Source organism: Cysteiniphilum sp. GTC20157 (assembly GCF_055396795.1).
On sequence record NZ_AP044698.1, the window covers coordinates 1,940,420 to 1,962,034 of the forward strand.

19 protein-coding genes are annotated in these 21,615 nt (G+C 39.1%); 6 read left to right on the forward strand and 13 right to left on the reverse strand.

The features are described 5' to 3' along the window. Positions 1–212: 212 nt before the first annotated feature. Entirely contained in the window at positions 213–3,476 is a 3,264-nt protein-coding gene (locus ACZ5V8_RS08750; protein ID WP_464217470.1) for a hypothetical protein, read from the reverse strand. Between the two features lie 223 nt (positions 3,477–3,699). Between ACZ5V8_RS08750 and ACZ5V8_RS08755 the strand changes: the two genes are divergently transcribed. From ACZ5V8_RS08755 to ACZ5V8_RS08770, 4 genes are all read left to right on the forward strand, one after another. Beyond that, positions 3,700–4,440, forward strand: a complete 741-nt coding sequence (locus ACZ5V8_RS08755; protein WP_464217471.1) for a response regulator — start codon at positions 3,700–3,702, stop codon at positions 4,438–4,440. Positions 4,441–4,513: 73 nt separating this feature from the next. After that, a complete protein-coding gene (locus ACZ5V8_RS08760) occupies positions 4,514–4,810 on the forward strand; it encodes a hypothetical protein (protein WP_464217472.1) in 297 nt (98 codons plus the stop codon). 108 nt (positions 4,811–4,918) lie between these two features. After that, complete coding sequence (locus tag ACZ5V8_RS08765) at positions 4,919–6,178, forward strand: sensor histidine kinase (protein ID WP_464217473.1); 1,260 nt, start codon at positions 4,919–4,921, stop codon at positions 6,176–6,178. A 159-nt stretch (positions 6,179–6,337) separates the two neighbouring features. Continuing rightward, positions 6,338–6,964, forward strand: a complete 627-nt coding sequence (locus tag ACZ5V8_RS08770; protein ID WP_464217474.1) for a DUF6088 family protein — start codon at positions 6,338–6,340, stop codon at positions 6,962–6,964. Between the two features lie 181 nt (positions 6,965–7,145). Here the strand turns inward: ACZ5V8_RS08770 and ACZ5V8_RS08775 are convergent, their stop codons facing one another. The 12 genes from ACZ5V8_RS08775 to ACZ5V8_RS08830 form a co-directional block, all read right to left on the reverse strand. Further along, positions 7,146–8,087 (reverse strand): HoxN/HupN/NixA family nickel/cobalt transporter, encoded by a 942-nt coding sequence (locus tag ACZ5V8_RS08775; RefSeq protein WP_464217475.1) that lies wholly within the window; start codon positions 8,085–8,087, stop codon positions 7,146–7,148. A gap of 7 nt (positions 8,088–8,094) precedes the next feature. Further along, positions 8,095–9,420: a Ni/Fe hydrogenase subunit alpha gene (locus ACZ5V8_RS08780; RefSeq protein ID WP_464217476.1), complete on the reverse strand. Its 1,326-nt coding sequence runs from the start codon at positions 9,418–9,420 to the stop codon at positions 8,095–8,097. Beyond that, on the reverse strand, positions 9,417–10,229 hold the full coding sequence (locus ACZ5V8_RS08785) for an NADH-quinone oxidoreductase subunit B family protein (RefSeq protein WP_464217477.1): 813 nt from the start codon (positions 10,227–10,229) through the stop codon (positions 9,417–9,419). Before ACZ5V8_RS08785 ends, ACZ5V8_RS08780 begins: the two co-directional genes overlap by 4 nt. Before the next feature lies 1 nt (position 10,230). Beyond that, the gene (locus ACZ5V8_RS08790; protein ID WP_440617681.1) at positions 10,231–11,082 is read right to left on the reverse strand and encodes an FAD/NAD(P)-binding protein; all 852 of its coding nucleotides are present in this window, start codon (positions 11,080–11,082) and stop codon (positions 10,231–10,233) included. Further along, the gene (locus ACZ5V8_RS08795) at positions 11,079–12,212 is read right to left on the reverse strand and encodes a 4Fe-4S dicluster domain-containing protein (RefSeq protein WP_464217478.1); all 1,134 of its coding nucleotides are present in this window, start codon (positions 12,210–12,212) and stop codon (positions 11,079–11,081) included. The genes ACZ5V8_RS08790 and ACZ5V8_RS08795 overlap by 4 nt, the downstream gene beginning before the upstream one ends. A gap of 15 nt (positions 12,213–12,227) precedes the next feature. Next, entirely contained in the window at positions 12,228–13,253 is a 1,026-nt protein-coding gene (hypE, locus tag ACZ5V8_RS08800) for a hydrogenase expression/formation protein HypE (RefSeq protein ID WP_464217479.1), read from the reverse strand. Next, a complete protein-coding gene (gene hypD, locus ACZ5V8_RS08805; RefSeq protein WP_464217480.1) occupies positions 13,250–14,350 on the reverse strand; it encodes a hydrogenase formation protein HypD in 1,101 nt (366 codons plus the stop codon). Before hypD ends, hypE begins: the two co-directional genes overlap by 4 nt. Beyond that, positions 14,347–14,583, reverse strand: coding sequence for a HypC/HybG/HupF family hydrogenase formation chaperone (locus ACZ5V8_RS08810; protein WP_440617677.1), 237 nt, complete (start codon positions 14,581–14,583; stop codon positions 14,347–14,349). The genes hypD and ACZ5V8_RS08810 overlap by 4 nt, the downstream gene beginning before the upstream one ends. Next, complete coding sequence (gene hypF / locus ACZ5V8_RS08815; protein WP_464217481.1) at positions 14,574–16,832, reverse strand: carbamoyltransferase HypF; 2,259 nt, start codon at positions 16,830–16,832, stop codon at positions 14,574–14,576. The genes ACZ5V8_RS08810 and hypF overlap by 10 nt, the downstream gene beginning before the upstream one ends. A 286-nt stretch (positions 16,833–17,118) precedes the next feature. Continuing rightward, positions 17,119–17,859, reverse strand: coding sequence for a hydrogenase nickel incorporation protein HypB (gene hypB, locus ACZ5V8_RS08820; RefSeq protein WP_464217482.1), 741 nt, complete (start codon positions 17,857–17,859; stop codon positions 17,119–17,121). An 80-nt stretch (positions 17,860–17,939) separates the two neighbouring features. After that, positions 17,940–18,311 carry a hydrogenase maturation nickel metallochaperone HypA gene (gene hypA / locus ACZ5V8_RS08825; protein WP_464217483.1) on the reverse strand — a complete coding sequence of 124 codons (372 nt, stop codon included), beginning with the start codon at positions 18,309–18,311 and terminating at the stop codon, positions 17,940–17,942. 148 nt (positions 18,312–18,459) lie between these two features. Beyond that, positions 18,460–19,392, reverse strand: a complete 933-nt coding sequence (locus ACZ5V8_RS08830) for an ArgP/LysG family DNA-binding transcriptional regulator (protein WP_464218731.1) — start codon at positions 19,390–19,392, stop codon at positions 18,460–18,462. A gap of 242 nt (positions 19,393–19,634) precedes the next feature. On the opposite strand from ACZ5V8_RS08830, the gene ACZ5V8_RS08835 reads away from it, so the two are divergent. Beyond that, positions 19,635–20,264 (forward strand): LysE/ArgO family amino acid transporter, encoded by a 630-nt coding sequence (locus ACZ5V8_RS08835; protein WP_464217484.1) that lies wholly within the window; start codon positions 19,635–19,637, stop codon positions 20,262–20,264. Positions 20,265–20,382: 118 nt separating this feature from the next. Then, complete coding sequence (locus ACZ5V8_RS08840) at positions 20,383–21,606, forward strand: acetate/propionate family kinase (protein WP_464217485.1); 1,224 nt, start codon at positions 20,383–20,385, stop codon at positions 21,604–21,606. Positions 21,607–21,615: the final 9 nt, after the last annotated feature.

The following is a 21,615-nucleotide window of genomic DNA, read 5'->3' on the forward strand; positions in this document are numbered from 1 at the left end:
GATTATTGTTTTTCCTGAAGGTTAAATGATAGGCTTAAAGTGAAAAGTGTTACCCGTTTTAAAATCTCCATCCATCGTTACCCACTCAGTATTATCATCCCAAAGATGATCATTTTTGAATATCTGACCAAATCGTCCAAATTTGTCAGAGATCACATACTGCCAGTTTTGTTAAAACTCTTCAGATACATCATTCTTCACCTTTATACCAATTAGTTACTTACTAAAATTTTACCCACAGCCTGAACACCAGAAGTGTCACACCCCATAAAAATATTGCCATTGTCCGATACAGCTATAGAGTCGCAGCCATTATATTTAAAATAGCGCTGCCAAGTTGTGCCGTTATCATATGATACCGCAGCTCCATACGTTGGGCTTGGTGCAGATATTGAATCCAAGCCTATATATATAGCACTTCCATTTACATATATTGCTTTTATTGAGTAACCATCAAGCTCAGGTACCCCACTTGTCATATTGCTCCAATGTGCTCCACCATCACTAGTGACATACAAACCATTTTCTCTGGTTCCAACATAAAGCTCATTATTTTTTGAATAAACCGATTCAATAGCTTTTCCAGTCAAAAATTGCTTATCATAAGAACCATCCTCATTAAATACTAACAATGCTCCTGTAAATCCGCCACCTTGCTGAGTCCATGTATAGAATTTATCATCGACTACATATATTTCTGCGTATCCATCCATAACACCATTATAGGTTCTTGTCCAAGTAACACCGTGATCTAAAGATATATAAACGCCCTCATTACCATAATCATCTGTAACCGCATATAGATACTTACCATCATCGCTTCCAGCAATAGCGGCAATCCAGCCATGTAATTTACTATCATTTACTCTCTGCCAAGCGCTGCCACTATCATTAGAAATATAAATTCCACTAGCATTTGTCGCAAGATAGATGTTCTTCCCATTTCTCGTATAGATATCTTGTATTTGTACCCCATCTTTAGGATAAACCAAATCTCTCAAACTAAAATTATCCCCTATCTTAGCTAAGCTTGGATATGGCGCAGATGTGTATATATATAATTGACCATTAGATGAAAAAAGGTAAGGATAATAACTTTCTAATGGATTGTACTGATATTCAAATGTAGCACCTTTATCATGTGATATTGCAATTCCACCTTGATATCTATGTGATCCCACATATATGTTATTTGCATCGCATGCTATGATGCCAGACACTATTTTCATATCTATTACTCCCGGCCAAGTATTTCCACCATCTGTGGAAAACTTCACATCACCACCAAATACTGAGTAAATTTTGTTATTCAAAAAGCATAAGCCACTAGCATAAGAAAATCCCGGACTAAATCCTTTTCCTATCGCTTTATTATCCCATGTTTTTCCACCATCCGATGTAACAGATAAACCATTGTCAGTTCCCACGTAAATTTTGCCATTGTGCTTACTAATTGATTCAACTGCATTGTCTGCTAGACCATTTGCCGCTTTTTTTATGACTTGCCATGTAGCACCGTTATCATTAGAGATGGACAACCCCCCGTCATGATAATCACCAGCATATACAGTGCCATTGTCAATATAAAGTGAGCCTATTTTATCGCCGCCCAACCCTTTTGACTGATCAATATTAGTCCAAGTTAATCCACCATCGTTCGAAATAGAGAGACCTCCATCAGTTCCTAAAATAACTTCCTTACCATTGACATAAACTGCATTGACATAATCATTGATAATACCATCTGTTGTTTTAATATTATGCCACGTAACACCACCATCTTTAGATATAGCAAGTCCAGCACCATTTGTTCCTACATATATAACCCCTGTATCAACATAGGTACTATTTATCATGCTTACACCTAGTTTATCTTCACCATAAGTACGCCAAGATTTACCACCATTGCTTGATATAGATAACCCACCTAGCCTCGTTGCAGCATAGACTACACCATCTTTTAGGTAAAATGACTGCAGAAAGTTACTAGCTATATATGTATTATTAGCTAAAGACAAATCTATAAATTTAGGAAAAATATCTACACCAAGTATAACACCAGCGCTATTATTGCCATTACTTTTGGTATCACCATATGCTAAAGAATATAATTTTTTCTCATGTCTGGTTAGATTTGGCGCTGTATAAGTGTAACTATTATTGCAATAACTTTGCCCCAAAAGTGTCGCACCACAGTCGTTATCAGCTGCTGTTACTAAGCTGCCATCATTCGGCAAAATGCTCGTTGCTAGATTATTCAAACTCAAAGAACTGTTATTCCTCGCCTTTAATGGAATCTCTATCGATTCACCACCACTAATGAGCAAGTGATAACTATCAGACATCTGCAGCTGACTGGATGACGATGATCCAAGCATCAATTGATTAACTTGATCAGCATTATTCGCTGAAATCTGAAGCTCGCCACTACCCGATGGATAGTTCTCCAAACTGCCGTCAACTACAATAGTGCAACTATCTCCACCATTCAACGTCATGCCATTGACACACGTAGTGCTAGGATCTTGAGTAACTCCCGCTAATGCAGGGATACTAAATTGCACATCCATTGCCGGCACAACTGAACTGTTGGTAATTTGAATCGTTTTTTTCATCCCTGGCACGATCGTAATGTGTTGACTATCTAAAGTTAAAAATTGAGATTGCGCTTTAGTCATTTGCGATTTAAAGCCTGCTAAAGCGTCTTCTGGGTTAATCGACAAAGTCGGACGCAATAGTTGTAAGCTTTTTGAAATTTCTGTTTGCCCATTAACCGCGACTTCAATATCAATCGCTTGATTATTTGCTGTATTTGCAGCTTTAACATCAAATGTACAATTCTCTGAAGGTTTAAGAATCGCGCCTGCGCAGGTATCATTGATAATGGATGCACCACTAGCAGCAATGCGCGTACCACTTTGATAGGCTGCAACACTTAGACCTGAAACACCCTTATCAGCACCTGCTAACTCAGGAACATCTTGAGCACTATTATTGGTTAATACATAGTGCTTCACATCACCACTACCTAACACCGAAGAATCGCTGCTTAATACCAATTTAACCACCGCAGGAGGCTCTGCGATAACATCCACTGGAATATTTAATTGATTAATCGAATCACTTGAGCGTATTGTTAACACCGCTTTACTGCCAACAACAGCACTGTTGCTTGCTGTTAAAACAATTACCGCTGAAGCCCCCGGTGCTAATTGACTGGGAATATTTGATGCAGTCTTATCAATACTCACACCATCATCTGCTTGCAGCTCAACAGCAAAGTCACTTGCCTGTTTATTGCCTTCATTAGTGACCGTAATTTGCAAACTATGTGATGTTTCAATATTACCATGCGTTTGACTTGGCACTAAGGTAGCTGTTGTGGTCACTGCATTTTTCTTATTGCCATCATCCGAGTTACAGCCAAATAGCAACATACTAGAAACCATCAGCGGTATTAATTTTGTCATTTTCATGCTTACACTTCTCCACTTTTAATTTAGTCAACTTATCAGTCATCGCACTCCCCCATGCTTAAACTGAAGTATAGCTTAATAAAAACACATATGTATGTTTAAATGTGTAGACAATATGTATTTGCACAATTTGGTTGTTTGCCAATTAAATTACCTTGCAAAACAACCTAAAAAGTATTTAATTATATTTAGAAACGATAAAATGATGTAAGGACTGCAGCCAATGACTTTAACCGATAGCCAGCAAGGGACTTCGATCAAAAACATTTTAATTATCGATGACGATAAAGAGATCACTAAAAGCTTGAAACAAACACTTAAAGCTCGTTTTAATATTGATGCTTTTGCGATTCATCACCCCAAAGAAGCGAGTATGACACTGACGCAAAAACAATTTGATGCCATTTTACTTGATTTAATGTTACCTGAAATTGATGGCATTGAAGTCTGTCGCCAAATTCGAGCGATTACCAATACGCCTATTGTTATGATCACTGCATCACAGGAAGTTTCCGAACGTATCTTAGCTTTTGATGCGGGCGTTGATGATTTCTTAGTGAAACCCTTTAGTACACTTGAGTTAATGGCGCGCATTAATGCCATTTACCGACGCATGGCACAAACCTCACCTGAGCTTAAAGATAAGATTTACCACTTTGATCGTTGGCGATTTGATACGCGCACTTCATTGCTAACAACGGCAAACGAGGAAGTCCAACTTTCAACAGCAGATGCTAACCTACTTATGGTTTTTCTTGAGCATCCACGGCGTATTTTAGAGCGTGAATTTCTACTGAATCAAACCAATACCAGTAAGCGTGACATCTATGATCGTGCAATTGATGTTCGTGTTGGACTATTACGCAAGAAAATCGAAGAAGATACCAAACACCCTAAACTTATCCAAACTCATCATGGGCGCGGTTATGTATTTAATGCAAATGTTGTTAAAAAAGCGACATAAGCTTTAGGTGTTCTGTTTTCGCTATTTTGATGCTAGAATTGGAAACATCTAAGAATAAACCTGAGATTTTGTCATGAGCACAGATAAAGGAAATGACTTCCGTATAGAAATCACCAACGATAAACTTGTTGACCTTTTAATGCATGCAGCAACAAGAGATGATATCTCAAATTTACGCGACAAAATGGATAATGATATCGCAGACGTCAGATCTGAAATTAAAGACGTTAGATCTGACGTTAAAGATCTTAGGTCTGAGCTCAACGAGCTTAGAAGAGATATGGATTCTAAATTTACTTGGCTATACGGCTTAGTCGTCGTCAGCATCCTTATTCCACTTGTTGCTAAGTTTATTCCTGCCTTGCATTGATTAAAAATCGAGATTTCACTTCAGTACAAAAATCTTTGATTGATTCCCTTGCTTTTAGGGCTCGAATCAACGACATTTTATTATCATTAACTTCAAGTATTGGTCAACATGAAAAAACATCTCAATCTATTGTGTATTTTATCTTTTTTTTGTTTAAGCCTTGTCTCGATAAGCTATCTTTTTGTAAGCGCATATCGCCAAATCAATGAAGATATTCACGCGGAACTACATCATAAAATTGCGTGGGAGATCGCTAAAATTGTCAAATATGGTGAAGATGAAGCGTTGAATAATTTTATTCAAACTTTTGATAGCAAACATTTTTCTGATATACAAATCCAACGCATTGAGTTGCAAATGGCTTTATCTAACAGACCACAATTTCACCCAGACTACACCATCAAGAATGCGCAAGATCTTGAGAACAAAATACTTAAACACCAAGACACTATTCATAAATTCTCGGTTTTTATTCATAAAAATTTATGGCTTAACATTCATGCCGTCAAAAACTATCATTACTTTTTCTCTTTATTTACCGCTGAATTTGCCATCATCTTACTGATTGTTCTCTTGCTGATATTTGCCTGTTGGTTACTACTGCGCTTGTATCGACTGACTGAACTGAGTCAGCATATGTTGGTCGAATTGGGGCTTCCCCAAAATACTTCCATTTATATTGGACTTATCTCAGGGCCTAAAGCATTATTTGAACAAATGAAGTTGCGCATCCATAATTTGACACGTACACGCGCACAGTTAATGTCATCGATTTCGCATGATATCAAAACACCGTTAACGCGCATGCGTTTTCGCTTGGAGCAGCTAGAGTTAAAAGGTAACAAGGATGCGATAAAAAGCATGGCAGATATTGATCACATCAATGAAGTGGTACAAAGCTTTTTATCACTGTCTAACCTACATTTACAGCAGCGCAAAAAAATTGACCTAAACCTAATGTTATTGACACTACAAGACAACTACGCTGATATGGACCATCGCATTGATTACACGGAAACACCTGAGTGCATTGTCTATGGCTCGGCACAAGTCTATAACCGTATTTTGACCAATATTCTTGATAATGCCTTTCGTTTTGCCGATAGAGTTGATATTAGCTTAACGCAAACCAAACAGCTTATTGAACTGATCATCATTGATCATGGACAAGGGGTTTCTCATCATAAACTAAGTAAAATCACGCAACTAGGATTCTCTGAGAATAACATGGATGCTAATAAACACTATGGCCTAGGCTTGGCGATCGTTCATGAACTAGTAAGTCTCACCGGTGGCACCATTATTTTTGAAAACGATCATACCTTGGGGCTTAAAGTCACGATGACTTGGAAGCAGCAAAAGGTTTAATTAAAACGCAAAGTGCCATAATCACGTCACAATAACTGAATTGACCGAAGTATATTAAAGGATTACCAAGGATTTGAAAGAGTCATCTGCAAAATATCTTCTATGTGATACTTTGCAATATGTCTGAAAAAATGCTATTTTTTCAGACATGAATTAAACATGTTTGATCATGAGGTATTTGGAATGAAATCTTTAGCTCAATCTCTTGTTGACAAAGTAAATAAAATAGAAAAAGGAACACCTTTTACGAGTGAACAATTTGTTAATTTGGGATCAAGAAGTACAATAGATAAAAACATGTCTCGACTATCTAAAGCAGGTATCGTTGAGCGAGTTGCCAGAGGCGTATACATTAGACCCGCTCACAATAGATTTATTGGTTCAGTTCGACCTAGTGTAGAACAAATCTTGCAATCTAAACTCACAGCAAGGGGTGAAAGCATTCAAGTGCATGGCGCTGAAGCGTTAAGACACTTTAGAATCAGCACTCAAGTGCCTTTATCAAAAGTTTACTATACAAGTGGAGCATCTAGAGAACTCAGATTAGGCAACATCAAAGTGAAGCTGATACATACCAATGACAAAAGAAAGCTCGTTCATGCTGGGACGAACGTTGGCTTAGCCTTATCGGCACTATGGCATCTTGGCACAGATCAAATAACAAATGACATCATCAAAAAAATTCATACCCAGCTAAGCCATAATGAATTTAATCAACTCATTAAAGCAGAAAAGCCCCAATGGATAAATTCGGCTTTATCTAAATACATAAAGGAAAATGCTTAAATGTCTGAGAACTATTTCGATCTTTCTGATCATGAAAAAAGGGAAATTTTGCAAGCAGCATCCCATCATTTTACCAAAAGTGAAATCATCTTGGAAAAGGACATATGGATCTGCTTGATACGAGCAACTAATTGCAAGGATTCAAAAGATACAACACCAGCTTAATGAATTTTTAAAATAATTACTTAGTATTCTCTGTTAATGCTCTGCCCATCAGCACTTGTCGCTTAAATATCAATGCTAAAAATATAGCTAATAGCAACAAAACTAAACCACCACCAAACCATGGCGAGTGATCACTGACAAAACCGATCGCACCATAGACATCAAGATCAAATAATCCAAATAACTGAATAAATCCGACAATAAACGACGCACTGATCACGATCAATAGTATCGCAATATTGTAGCAACGAAAGATCTGATCATTTATTTTCTGAGTATTGATAAGCCTTGTCATTAATAATGCATCTAACGAATCAACCCAAGTCATACCAAGTGCAAAGGCGATTGGCAATGCCAAAATTAACCAGATCGATTCGCCACTTAATGATGCTGTTGCCGCTAATCCCAAAAGAGCGATTTCAGTTGCTGTATCAAAACCAAGACCAAATAAAAAACCAACCGGATACATTTTATAAGGTTTATCCACCATTTTAAACAATGGCTTAAACCAACGTGTTAAAGGCGAATGTGTATGTGTGTTTTGTTGATGTTTAATGAGCTTATACAGTGATAATAAATTCATGCCTCCGGTAAGCCACAAAAAGGCAATTGACACAACCGATCCAATCACAGCGCCAATACCAATGATGCCAAGGCTCTCTGCTTTACTCAAACTCACCCCTAAAATAACGAGCAAAGTCAGTAAAAATACAATAGTTGAATGCCCTAAGGCAAAAAACAACCCAGTGGTGATACTTGGTTTGCCTTTTGCTGCTAATTGGCGTGTTACATTATCAATTGCCACGATATGATCGACGTCAAAGCCATGCCTCAGTCCTAACATAAAAGCGACAAAAACAATGCCAAGCAAACTTAAATGCTGATAAAAAGCAAGTGCAAATATCGCCCACAGCAACAAACTTATGAGTATAAATCCACGAAAAAATTTTCTATACATAACAACCTCATAAACGCTCAATATTCAATGTCAAAAAGTGCGCTGAACATGAAATGCATGGATCGTAATTACGAATCACCATTTCCGCATGTTGTCTTAATTCATCATCGGATTTATCCAACCCAAACTTAGTCAATGATTGCTTCAAATCAGCCTCCATACAAGCTAAGTTTTGCGCAGTGGGCGGCGTAATGCGAATTTTTGTTGCACACCCTTTGTCATCAAATTCAAAATAATCAATCTGAATGCCGCGTGGTGCTTCTGTCGCACCCCATGCCTTGCCTGCCTTCAAGGTTACATCAACATAAGGTTTTTCAGGGTATTCATAAGCTTCAAATATACGCAGTATCTCACCAATGGCGTAATAGCACTCGATCGATCGCGCCAAAATACTATGAAAGATATTATTACTTGGAAACGAAATACCCGTACTATTAGCAAGTGCTTGAACCTCTTTGGGCAATTTGTCAAAATTCAAATTTAAGCGCGTCAACGGCGTTGTTAGATAGGGCTGTCCATCCCGTGTTGAGTGAAGTGCCGTTGATTGTGGCGCATGAAACTCATAGAAATGCTCATCCCATTCTTCAATCGGAAAACGCTCCCCTTTATTGGTTACAACATGCTCGGCAATCACCGGATACTGTCCACTGACATCGGTTAATGCCACTTGCAATACTTCATCAAAACATACATCAGGATAGGGTAATTGAGCAAACCACATCACCACATCTTTGGCATCTTTTAACGCTTCTTGCAGGCGTGGAATGAGTGCTTTGATCTCTTTTGGCTTAGGGGCTCGATAAAAACCACCGACTTTAATCACCCCAGGATGCACAGACCTGCCACCAAATAGTGACAAAATATCATTGCCTAAATGTTGCAGTCTCACGCCACGTTTGACTTCATTAGGAAAGTCTTTTGCCATTTCAATCGCTGAATGGTATTTCAGAAAATCTGGAGCAGCTAAAATATGCGTATGCAAATAATGCGACTCAATCCACTCACCTAAATACATCACCCGACGCATTGCATGTATCCAAGGAGTCACCTCTACCTCAAAAGCTTTCTCCATTAAAGTCACTACACTCATTTGATATGCCATCGGGCAAATACCACAAATGCGTGCTACCGCATCAATGATTTCATTAGGTTCTCGCCCTTCTAAGAATTTCTCAAAGTAGCGAGGCGGTTCATAAATACGTACATGACACTTGGTGATTTCATTGTTGTTAATCTCCAAGTCAAGCGCACCTTCACCTTCCACACGCGCCAGAATAGGCACTTCTATTTTTGTTGTTTTGGCATTATTTGCCGTATTCATTTGATTACTCATGCGTTATCTCCAGCCTGCTTAAAACCTTGTTGCTGATTATTGATAAAGTGATATTTATGCGCGATCTGCTCATCGGTCAAGCCCATTGATTTGAGCTTTGCCGTCATCGCGTCAAAATTGGCATATTTTGCCGCACCATAACAACCATAACATCCACGATTAATATGCGGACAAAGTGCATCACAACCATTCGCCGTTACAGGGCCCAAGCAAGGTTCATTATGTGCAACCATCACACAGGTAATTCCTCGATGTTTGCAGGATGTACACACCGGTTCAACGACCTTTTCTGGCTTGACTTTAAATAACAGCTGACGCACCGCATGATACATCTGCTCAGAACTAACTGGACATCCTCTGATCTCAAAGTCAACGCTAACATAATCCTCAATTGGTTTGGCAGTATCTAACTCCATTTTGTCAATCACATCGGTGTGTTGCGGATAAATATCTTTCATCCAACCTTCAAATTGCTCACGATTGATATTGTTTCTTAATGCTTGAATACCACCCGTTGTCGCACATGCACCCATTGTTATCAGATATTTGCTATTTTTACGAATCTTCTGAATGCGATCGACATCGTGTTTAGTATTAATACTTCCTTCAATAATAGCAATATCCACTTTGGCATCTTCATCAACGGGACCGGCTTCAGCAAAGTGCTTGATCTCTACCAATTGCGATAATTTAAGCAAACGAATCCCGTCATTAATAAACGCCAATTGGCAGCCATCACATGAGCTAAACTTATGCACTGCTAATGTGGGTTTATTACTTAAATTTTTTAATTTACTCTCATGTGACATCTTACACCCCCTTGATTGATAAGAGCTTTTCAACTTGTGGATAAGCATAAACGGCACCATCTTTGCAGACAAATTCTTTACCCATTTGGCAATGTCCACAATGCCCAATAGCACACTTCATGCTGCGCTCTAATGACACAAAGACCTGATGCTCTGGCACACCAATATCGATAAAGCTACGTGCGACATTTTTCATCATAATCTCAGGACCCACACTCATCACATAAGTGTTTTGATAATCTAGCTTAAGATCTTTAACCGCCTCAGTAACAAAGCCTTTATACCATTGCCATGGACCAAATGGCTCACCTTCAGTTGCGGTTATAATGACTTGTGTGTTTGGTATATTGTTCCAACGCGTGTATTTATCCTGATAAATAAGTCCTTCACTGTGACGCACCCCTTGCACCACATAAATGCGACCATAATCTTCGCGGTTTTTTAGCATTGCTTCAGTTGCTGCAACCAATGGTGCATTACCTAGCCCTCCCGTCATAATTACAACATCTTTGCCGCGCCCCTCTTCCACTGGCCAACTGCTGCCAAAAGGTCCACGAATACCGACCTTTTGACCTTGTTTTAATTGATGCATACCTTGTGTGATGCGTCCAACCACTTGAATCGTATGTTCAAAAACATCATGGTTAAACTTCCGATCATTCACAATGGATATTGCCACCTCACCAACACCATAAAGATAAATCATATTAAACTGTCCAGGTTTAAAGCTATATTTCTGGCGTAAATCTGCATCACATAAACGTAAACGCAGGGTAAAAATATCTGGCGCATCTTCAATAAACTCAATAATTTCAGCCTCATGTGGCAAATAAGCATCTTGTGGATAAATCATGCTTTTTTCTCCTGATTTTTCTGTTTCGCCTGCTTCTCCTGACAGATAATATTTATTTCATCCGTGACATCAATACTCACCGGACACCATGTGATACATCGTCCGCAACCAACACAGCCCTTGGTTCTAAACTGCTCGCGCCAAGTAGAGAATTTATGTGTTAACCACTGACGATAGCGGTGTTTAGGCTCTTCGCGATATAACTCACCATGTGTGTAACTATGATCTAGACCAAAGCATGAATCCCATTCACGCAAATGCGTACTTGCCTGCCCTTGCAAATCAGGTTCTTCTTTTTCCGTATGACAAAAGCACGTCGGGCAAGACTGTGTGCAACTACCACAAGATAAACAACGCTTAGCAACATCATCCCACTGTGGATGATCTAGGTTTTCAAACAGCGCCTTTTCAACTTTATCTAGCGGTGGAATTGTTTTTTCCTGCATAGCGTATACTGCTTTGACCTTTTGTTCGGCTTCATAGGTTTGCGCGCCCGTTGCTGGATTTAATTGCAACTGCTCAATAAGCAACCTACCCTTATCACTGCCGGATTCAACAACAAAACCACCATTGATTTCAGTCATTGCCCACTCAAAGCCTTTATCAGCATAGGGACTATCTCCCAAACTAATACAAAAACAATTACTATGACAAGTAGTACAATTAGCAGCAATAATAAACATTGCTTCACGTCGCGCCTTATAACGCACATCTTGATACGCATTTTCGATAAACACACGATCTTGTATTTCAATCGCGCGCAAATCGCAAGGTCGGACACCCAAAACGGCATATTTTTGTTTACTTAGCGCCTGCTCAAACATCAGCTTGCCACTGTCATCACGCTTGACTTGCCATAACGCTTCTTTTTCTTTAAACAACATCGGTTTTACCGATTGCACTGGCAGACTCCACGCAAAGGCTTTGTTTTGATCGGTTTTTTTGACGTGATAATGCGCAGGTTTTTGCTCATCAACATAGCCCCACGGTAACTCAGCTGCTCTTTCAATATCATCATACACAATTGCATGATCATCTACGGTTGGCGCTTTTACCGCAAAACCTTGTGCCCTTAAGGCATTAATTAAATCATCTAGACACTCATGCGCTAAAAAATAAAATTGACTCATTCTTCCTCCTTATACTTAGCAAATTCTTGGTAGTTGTTCGCCACTTAGCCAGTCAACTCGTCTAAGTCCACCAAAGCTTGTTTGCATATTGACCGATGCATTGCCTACCTTATCAATCTTAGCAATCACACTGGCATTTTTAGCTAATTCATCTTGTTGTAAACACGTTAATACTTTTTCAACTTCGTTTTCATTGCAGACAATCAAAACCTTACCTTCATTGGCAATAAACAGTGGATCAAGCCCCAATAACTCACAGGCTGAGCGCACATCCTCATTGACAACTAAAGCACTTTCATCAATGGTAATACTCACTTGATATTGGTGCGCCCATTCATTTAGGGTCGCCGCGACACCTCCTCGCGTTGGATCACGCATTGTTTTAATATGACAGCCTGCTTTGTGTAGCTTCTCCAGTAAATGGTTTAAATTAACAGCATCACTTTGGACATTGCAATCAAAGCTTAAACCTTGTCGCTTAGACATCACAGCAACACCATGCTCAGCAATCGCACCATTGATAATAATACAATCACCCATTGCTAAAGGTTCATGCGTTACAAAATCATCAATAACAACGCCTATTCCTGTGGTATTAATGAATATACCATCGCCTTTGCCTTTCTCAACGACCTTGGTATCTCCAGTAACAAGTTGTACACCGGCTTTTTTAGCAGCATGCGCCATTGATTCAACAATTTCTTTAAGATCACTCAGTGGCAAACCTTCTTCTAAGATAAAACCAACAGACAGAAAAAGCGGCTTAACCCCACCAACCGCGAGATCATTGACCGTACCATAAACCGCTAAACTGCCAATATTACCCCCTGGGAAAAAGTATGGGGTAATTACATAGCTATCCGTCGTCATCGCGATTTTGCCATTGAGATTTGGTAATGTTGCTTGATCCTCACCTTGACATAAATACTCATTATCAAAAGCTTTTTTCATCAATTGATCAATCAAGCGATTCATCGCTTTGCCACCGGCACCCATCGCCAGATCCACCACACCAGATTTGAAATTCAATTTAATGCTCATGCCAGTACTCCTTGGTATTGGTAATGCGCCGCACACGCGCCTTCAGAAGAAACCATGCATGCCCCCATCGGTTGTTCCGGTGTGCAGACAACACCAAAGAGTTTACAGTCTTTAGGCTCTTTAACCCCACGCAAGATATCAGGGCATGCGCATGCCTTATGTTCTTGACCTTTGACTTGTGGAATATCAAAGTTCATTTCAGCATCAAATTGTGCGTATTGCGGCTTAATCTTTAATGCACTTTTTGGAATAAAGCCTAATCCTCGCCATTCAAAGGTTTCTCGCAATGCTAAATACTCAGAAATTAATTGTTGTGCAAAGGTGTTTCCTTGAGAGGTCACCGCACGTGTATATTGATTTTCAACACCGACTTCATTGCGATTAATCATCTGTACTAGCATCAAAATAGATTGCAATACATCTAAAGGCTCAAAGCCGGCGATCACCACCGGTTTATCAAAACGCGTTGCCACATCGTGATAGGCATCACTACCAATCACAATACTGACATGTGAAGGTCCAATAAACCCATCGATTTTCACTTCATCGGATAAGATAGCCTCCATCGCAATCGGTGTTAATACATGATTACAAAACACAAAGAAGTTATCTAAGCCTAGCTTTAATGCTTTATCTAATGCAACGGCTGTTGGTGGTGTCGTGGTCTCAAAGCCAATGGCAAAAAAGATCACTTTTTTGTCTGGATTCTGTTGGGCTAATTGTAACGCATCTTCGCTTGAGTAAATCATGCGTACATCCGCACCGCGCGCTTTGGCTTTAAGCAAACTATCTTGGTTTGTGCCAGGTACTCGCAACATATCAGCGTAACTGCAAAAAATCACATTTTGCTGTGATGCAAGATAAATTGCCTGATCAACACGTGCCACAGGTAAAACACAAACTGGACACCCAGGGCCATGAATCATCTTAATTTCAGCTGGTAAAAGCCCTGTAATACCATAACGATGAATCGCATGCGTGTGGCCGCCACAAAACTCCATCAAATGATATTTTCGCCCACTTTGCACACTATTGTTAATCTCAGCAATTAACGCCTTAGCAACCTGTGGATTACGAAAAACCTCAATATAGTTCATAGTTCACCTCGGTCTTGTTGCAGCATCTCTGAAAAATCTTTTAAGGTTTGTTTGGCTTGTACCTCATCTAACTTACTTAATGCAAAGCCAACATGCACAATGACATAATCATTGATATCAACTTTATCCTTTAACAATGCCAAAGAAATTTCTTTACGCACGCCACCTATGTTAACAAGCGCTTGGTCTTCACCATTAAGCGCTATAATCTGTGCCGGAATTGCTAAGCACATACTTTTCCCCCTTTATTAAACTTATTCGCAGCAAGCCATGCTTGCCCTAAACTAATCCCACCATCATTTACGGGAATTTTTTGCGGCACAATCGCCTCTATGCCAAATGTTTCCAAATATTGAGTGACCCCAGTCAACAGCACTTTATTTTGAAAACATCCACCTGTTAATATCACTTGAGTAACGTCTGTCTTTAGCGCATGATCATACGCCCATAAGGCCAAAGCATAAGCCAGTGTCCCATGAAATAATTCACTTCCCTTATCTTTTGGCATAGTCACTACGCGCGCGATTAATTGTGATACATCTAGCTGGCTATTGTTTATATCAATTAAACTTTCATCGACCGTAGGCAGATTAACTAATGCTTCAAGTTTCATCGCGGCTTCTGCTTCAAAGGTATTGTCGTGACAGATATCTAACAAACTTGCTATGCCATCAAATAGGCGCCCCATACTTGTCGTGTGTGGTAGCTTTTCTTTATTTTTCTCAAGTAACTGTAAGAAACTTGGCACTTTTTCATTTGCTAATAAATGCTTTGGTACCTTTAACCCCAAGTCAACACACAAGCTCAATGCCATGCGCCATGGCTCCTTTTGCACACGGTCGCCACCTAAATAAGACATCGATTGAAGCGCTGACACTCGTGTAAACTTAAGTGCTTCAATATCACAATGATAAAGCTCACCCCCACGTGCTATACCATCCTCACCCAAACCAAAACCATCCAGTACAATTGCTAACATCTGACCTTTTAATGCATATTCTGCAACTGCTGCAGCAATATGCGCCTCATGATGCTGCACACGAACAAGTGGTAAGTTTAAGCGCTCAGCAAACTCTGTCGTATATAAATCAGGATGCAAATCACATGCCACTGCATTAAAGCGCAAACCGAATAAGTCTTGGTAGTGATGAAAAGCTTTTTCAAAGTAGTCGATACTATCGACACTATCCATATCGCCAATATATTGTGATAGATAGGCTTCATTGTGATTGATAAAACAAAAGGTGTTTTTCAGCAAAGCGCCCGTTGCAAAGACACAAGGCAACTCGCCATTAAGCTTAATTGTTAATGGCACAAACCCGCGCGCGCGACGAATCATCATGGATTTGTCTAAAACCACACGCATGACACTATCATCACTTTGCATCGCAATTTTTCTATTATCACTCACAATCATATCGGCAATTGGTGCCAGTAAGTGATGTGCTTGTTGATTATCGGCAATAATGCTACCACCAGATAAATTAGCACTTGTCACCACCAGTAACAGATCATTTGCCTGATGCAACCAATCATGCCCTTTGGGTTGACCTAATAGATAATAAAACAGCAAATAATCAACGGCAGAATTTGCTAGCATCACACCAAGCTCATTAAGATCAGGTGCGAGTATCTCTGGCAACTGAGCCGTTGTTTTCTTTTGTAATAGCACAATAGGGCGGGCAGTTGAGTTTAATAGTGCACTTTCTTGTTGATTACACTGCACATACTTTTCAATGCTGGCTTGATTTAATGCCATTAACGCAAAGGGTTTAAACGGTCTTTTTTTGCGTTGTCTTAAGTGCGTGATTGTGGCTTTACTTTTAGCATCAACGACCAATTTAAAACCCGTATGTGTTTTTAATGCTAAAACATTACCCTCTTTAATTGTTTGCACCATATCAGAAAATTCATGCGATAATTTGGGACCACACGCACAACACGCCGTTGTTTGCGCATGATAACGCCGATCTAACGGATCGCGATAGACACTTAAGCAATCCTCACACAATGGAAACTCAGAAAACGTTGTAGTTACTCGATCATAAGGCAAAGACTCGGTAACACTAAAGCGTGGCCCACAATACGTACAACTGATGAAAGGATAAAGATAATAGCGACTATTTAAATCAAATAGCTCATCAAGACATTCATCACAAATCACAGTATCAGCTGGAATTTTAGTTTGAGACTTTCCATCACTACTGGCTAAAATACTAAAGTGATCAAATGCTTTATCGATGATGACTTCAGTCATTTTGACATGTTCAATTTGCGCAAGTTTAGGTAATTGTTGCATCATCAATGTGCAAAAATTCTCAGCTTCCTGATATGTCGCTTGTAGAATAATCTCAACACCGTGAAGCGTATTTTGCACACTGCCCAATAAGCCATTGTTTACAGCCAACGTATAGATAAATGGTCTAAATCCCACACCTTGGACGATGCCATTAACTGTGATTTTGACTGCTTTTATATGCATTTTTCACCTAACGAATTGAATCAATTCAAAATTTGCCACACCCAGCTAAAGACAAAAGAAAAATGACCTGAAGCTATACCCATCACAAACCAATTTACAGCATTTCTGCTATTGAATTTCTTGGGCTTTTGAGTGATTGATTTTTGCTAATAGTCCCAGCTATTACCTGCACTCCAATCACTCAAAAGCATCAAAAACTTTTTCAACATTAAACACCGCAAAATGATTTACGATGGGTATATGTAGTCTTTCGCTCACTCTTTCTCTTTAACAGGGCATGTCAAAGTTACACCTTTTCTTTCAGGCTTATTAAAGAAGATAACCAGTTTAACCAATTATCGAACCCTTCTTCCATTTTAACCGAAAGCTCAAAAAATCGAATATCACGACGAATTTTACGAATATTTTCAATGCAATGCTCAACACTAAAATCAACATACGGCAATAAGTCAATTTTATTAATAATCACCGTATCGGCATGATAAAACATATCTGGATATTTAAGCGGTTTATCATCACCTTCTGTCACAGAAATCACAGCAACACGATGTTTTTCCCCTAAATCAAACATCGCCGGACAAATCAAATTGCCAACATTCTCAATAAAGACAAAGCTGTTTTCTTGAATATCTAAATGTTCATACGCATGCCCAACCATATGCGCATCTAAGTGACATGCTTTGCCAGTATTGATCTGATAGGCTTTTGCCCCCGCCTTACGAATTCGATTGGCATCAATCTCAGTTTGTTGGTCACCTTCAACAACAACGATTGGGTATTGTGTATGAAGCTTAGCGATCGTCTTTTCAAGCAATGAGGTTTTGCCTGAACCTGGACTTGATACAAAATTAAATGCTAGTGCGTTTTTAGCACTTAGACTCTCACGATTGGCATGCGCATATTGATCATTTGCTGCCAAAATTGCCTGTTCTAATTTGACACTATCAACCCCGTGATCATGGGTGTGATGGTCGTGCGCATGTTGATGCGTATCCTCAGAGCCGCTGCAACCACAAACTGTACACATAACTTACTCCTTAATTCTTAATTCTTAATTCTTAATTCTTAATTCTTAATTCTTAATTCTTAATTCTTAATTCTTAGCTATTAATTCTTATTATTTTCTTCTGAGCTTGCAAACTCAATTTTTTCCACCAGCATATCCTGACCTGTTAATATTTCTTTATCATGACTTTGACACTTAGGGCATGCATCGTAAAACTTTGATAATTGATATTCATGAGTACATGTTAGGCAATGTGCCGATGCCGGTTTGACTGCAATATTCAAGATACTTTGCGCTAATGGCGTATCTTTAGCCGCAACAGGAAACCAAAAGCGCATGGATTCAACATCCACACCTGCTAATAGCCCCACACGCAGTTCAATTCGGCGCACCGCTTGCGACGCATATCCCATGCTTTTTGCTTTATCAAGCACAATATTAATCACACTCTGGCACAACGAAAATTCATGCATAACTTTAAAACCCATATATCACTACGGATCAGAATAACATACAGTAAATAAAAGGAAGTAGTCTGTCTGTGCTATTTACTGCGTTAAATGGGATAATAATGACATAGTGCAAGTTTTTCTTTAATTTGTGACTTGGCCTTGAAAATTGTTATCCTTTTTTTAAGCCAAATTGTGTACTTGAGATCTCGAGTAATAACGCCTGCGCGTAATCCACAATCATGTTATTCATCTTGCGATATGCTGCATCAGGTAAATCCCAATAATGCCAATGAAGAGGCATTTTCCATATATTTTGCGTATCTAAAACGATAAGTTCATTTCTTGCCAACTCAGTCACAATGTCTGCTTTGGGAATGAGTGCGTATCCTAGACCCTCTAAACATAATAACTTAAAGCTCTTAACCGATGGCGCAATATGCATATTATTAATATCAGGGGTAAAATGATAAAACTTCTGCATCACCTCAATGTTTAAGTCATCTTTTTGATTAAACGTTAGAAAAGGAGTCCTTTTTAACGCCTTAAGCCATGAGGGAGAACGCACTTGATGTTCGGCAAAATAACGCTGATAAAAGTCCATTGACGCAACCAATAAATAATCCATATTCCCCAGTAATACACTTTGGCAAAATGGGTAATTAACCGTTTTGTTAGAAACACATGCCAACGCCTTGCCTTCCTTGATATAGTTTGCAGTTAACTCTTGATCATCGGCAATCATCTGCCAGCGCACGTCAGGGTATGCTTTGGCTACCTTGGTTAATACTTTGCCAAACCATGTATCCAAACTATCATAGTTAATCGCAATACTTAGCTTTAATGCCTGACGATGTGCGTCAATTTCCTGCGTGAGTGCAGCCTCTAACCACTGCACTTTTGTCCAATGACTCAATAGTCTCTCGCCTAAGGCAGTTGCCTGATAAGGCAAGTAGCGCAACATTAATGGCACACCATAATGCTTCTCGAGCAGCGCTATGCGCTGTGATACCGCCGATTGTGAAATATTTAGCTTATTCGCTGCTTTTTCAAAACTTTGTAGTTCAATGACACTACTTAGCGCTGTTAGCCCTTTGTAATCCATCACACACCAAATCATTAATATGTCTAATGATTCATAATAATATTTAATTTAACTAATCATATCAATCAATATAACATTGACCTTAAACAATATGTAATGAATCAAGAATAAGTTGCGTCAACTAGTACCTCTCCCCTTGCGGGATCGCTCGTGCAGCTTAAGCTGCACGGGTGAGGGGAGTAATTGAAGCTCAACTTGTTTTTGAATTATTACTATGCTGATTAATAGGAGCAAAATATCTAATGGCATTTTTTACTGGTTTACTTCTTGGTTTAACCCTCATTATGGGCATAGGGGCACAAAACTTGTTTATTATCAAGCAAGCAATTACGCGCCAATATGCCTATAGCACGGCTTTGATTTGCTTTATCTGCGATGTCATTTTAATTACTATCAGCATGTTTCTTACCGCAACAATGACGCATTATCTTCCTTTTGTTCGCCCAGTATTACTGATTGCAGCCATTATTTTTTTATTCTACTATGGCACACTTTCATTAAAATCCGCCTATCAAAGTCATGTTTCAGTTAACACACTAGTAAAAAGTGATCAAACAAGTACTCAAACATTAAATATCTACAAGGTGATTTTTCTCAGCTGTTCGTTTAGTTTATTAAATCCTCAGGCAATTTTAGATATTGTTGTGCTTTTAGGTGGTGTTGCTTCTAAATACAAACTTGCCTACTTACAGCTAGAGTTTATGACTGGCGCACTCAGTGCAAGCTTTATCTGGTTTTTTGGGATCACTGCTCTTGGTCTTCGTCTTAATCGCTTTTTCCAAAGCCGACATACATGGAAATATTTAGAGCTATTTTCAGGGCTTTTTATGTATGTGATTGCCATTAAATGTATCTTCTTGCTTATTTACTAAAGCATGACATAGCGCAAGTTTTGTTTACTTTTGTGATCTTAGTGTGTGTTTAGGTTTCCAATGAAGGATAAACTTAAGTTATAGTGAGTGTCACTTAAATTTTAAGAACCTATACCCCATGGCACAGTACTTTCTCGTTTTTAACTGCGGTAGCTCCTCAATTAAATTCTCACTTTATGATCATAATACCTTGGTACAGATGCTTGTTGGATTGGTTGATAAAATCAATACCAAAGAGACAACGCTGAGCATTTCTATTAATGGACAGACTAAGACAGAGAGTGTGCTACTTAATTACCACCAAGCATTTGTTAAAATCATTGACTTTTTAAAGCGACAAGACTATTTCAATCAAATCATTGCTATTGGACATCGCGTAGTACATGGGGGGCATTATTTTGATCGTGCCGTTATTGTAACAGATGACGTTATGGCCAAAATTCGTTCTCTTATTGCTTTGGCGCCCTTACATAATCCTGCCAATATTGAAGGCATTGAATTTTGTCAGCAGCATTTTGTATCTGCATCTCAAGTTGCCGTCTTTGATACGGCTTTCCACCAGAGTATGCCTGAAGAAGTCTATCGCTACGCCATCCCTAGTACGCTTTATGAAGATCTACATATTAGAAAATATGGCTTTCATGGAATAAGTCACCAGTATATTGCACAAACAGCTGCCAAATACTTAAGTCTGACACAGGGTAATTTCATCTGCGCACACCTAGGCAATGGTTGCAGTGTTAGTGCGATTAAAAATGGTAAAAGCATCAATACCAGCATGGGATTTACCCCATTAGATGGGCTTGTAATGGGTACGCGCTCAGGCACTATTGACCCTGGTATTTTTAGCTACCTTCAACAAACACTTGGTCTTGAGATCAATGAGATTAATCAGCTATTAAACAAGCAAAGTGGTTTGTTCGGCTTATGCGGTTTAAGTGATATGCGTGAAATTGAACATCTCATTGCCAATCCTGATAGCGAATTACAAGAAGAAAAAGATGTAACAGAAACAAACGAAGTAAAAGGAATTAAGAAAACGAAATTAGCACTGGATATATTTAGTCACCGTGTTGCCAGCTTCATTGCGAGTTATCTGATGTATTTTGAACAACTGGATGGACTTATTTTTACCGCAGGCATCGGTCAAAACAGCGCTTTAGTGCGTCAACAAATCGTTAAACGACTTAAATTTAGTGGCTTTGAGATAGATGATGCGCGCAATGAAAATGCCGCACAGACAATTGAAATTCACGCTAAGGGCAGCCAGCGCATTATGGTACTTAAAACTGATGAAGAGCGAATGATTGCGCAAAGTTGTCAAATGTTATTAGATAATTAAGGATCAAGC

Coding starts and splice junctions, on each gene's coding strand:
- ACZ5V8_RS08790 (WP_440617681.1), bottom strand. CDS start 11,082: ATGATTTATCCACAAGATGCTTATTTGCCACATGAGGCTGAAATTATT.
- ACZ5V8_RS08760 (WP_464217472.1), top strand. CDS start 4,514: ATGAGCACAGATAAAGGAAATGACTTCCGTATAGAAATCACCAACGAT.
- hypB (WP_464217482.1), bottom strand. CDS start 17,859: ATGTGTACAGTTTGTGGTTGCAGCGGCTCTGAGGATACGCATCAACAT.
- ACZ5V8_RS08775 (WP_464217475.1), bottom strand. CDS start 8,087: ATGTATAGAAAATTTTTTCGTGGATTTATACTCATAAGTTTGTTGCTG.
- ACZ5V8_RS08765 (WP_464217473.1), top strand. CDS start 4,919: ATGAAAAAACATCTCAATCTATTGTGTATTTTATCTTTTTTTTGTTTA.
- ACZ5V8_RS08785 (WP_464217477.1), bottom strand. CDS start 10,229: ATGTCACATGAGAGTAAATTAAAAAATTTAAGTAATAAACCCACATTA.
- ACZ5V8_RS08780 (WP_464217476.1), bottom strand. CDS start 9,420: ATGAGTAATCAAATGAATACGGCAAATAATGCCAAAACAACAAAAATA.
- ACZ5V8_RS08795 (WP_464217478.1), bottom strand. CDS start 12,212: ATGAGTCAATTTTATTTTTTAGCGCATGAGTGTCTAGATGATTTAATT.
- ACZ5V8_RS08810 (WP_440617677.1), bottom strand. CDS start 14,583: ATGTGCTTAGCAATTCCGGCACAGATTATAGCGCTTAATGGTGAAGAC.
- hypD (WP_464217480.1), bottom strand. CDS start 14,350: ATGAACTATATTGAGGTTTTTCGTAATCCACAGGTTGCTAAGGCGTTA.
- ACZ5V8_RS08840 (WP_464217485.1), top strand. CDS start 20,383: ATGGCACAGTACTTTCTCGTTTTTAACTGCGGTAGCTCCTCAATTAAA.
- hypF (WP_464217481.1), bottom strand. CDS start 16,832: ATGCATATAAAAGCAGTCAAAATCACAGTTAATGGCATCGTCCAAGGT.
- ACZ5V8_RS08750 (WP_464217470.1), bottom strand. CDS start 3,476: ATGAAAATGACAAAATTAATACCGCTGATGGTTTCTAGTATGTTGCTA.
- hypE (WP_464217479.1), bottom strand. CDS start 13,253: ATGAGCATTAAATTGAATTTCAAATCTGGTGTGGTGGATCTGGCGATG.
- ACZ5V8_RS08770 (WP_464217474.1), top strand. CDS start 6,338: ATGTTTGATCATGAGGTATTTGGAATGAAATCTTTAGCTCAATCTCTT.
- hypA (WP_464217483.1), bottom strand. CDS start 18,311: ATGCATGAATTTTCGTTGTGCCAGAGTGTGATTAATATTGTGCTTGAT.
- ACZ5V8_RS08830 (WP_464218731.1), bottom strand. CDS start 19,392: ATGGATTACAAAGGGCTAACAGCGCTAAGTAGTGTCATTGAACTACAA.
- ACZ5V8_RS08755 (WP_464217471.1), top strand. CDS start 3,700: ATGACTTTAACCGATAGCCAGCAAGGGACTTCGATCAAAAACATTTTA.
- ACZ5V8_RS08835 (WP_464217484.1), top strand. CDS start 19,635: ATGGCATTTTTTACTGGTTTACTTCTTGGTTTAACCCTCATTATGGGC.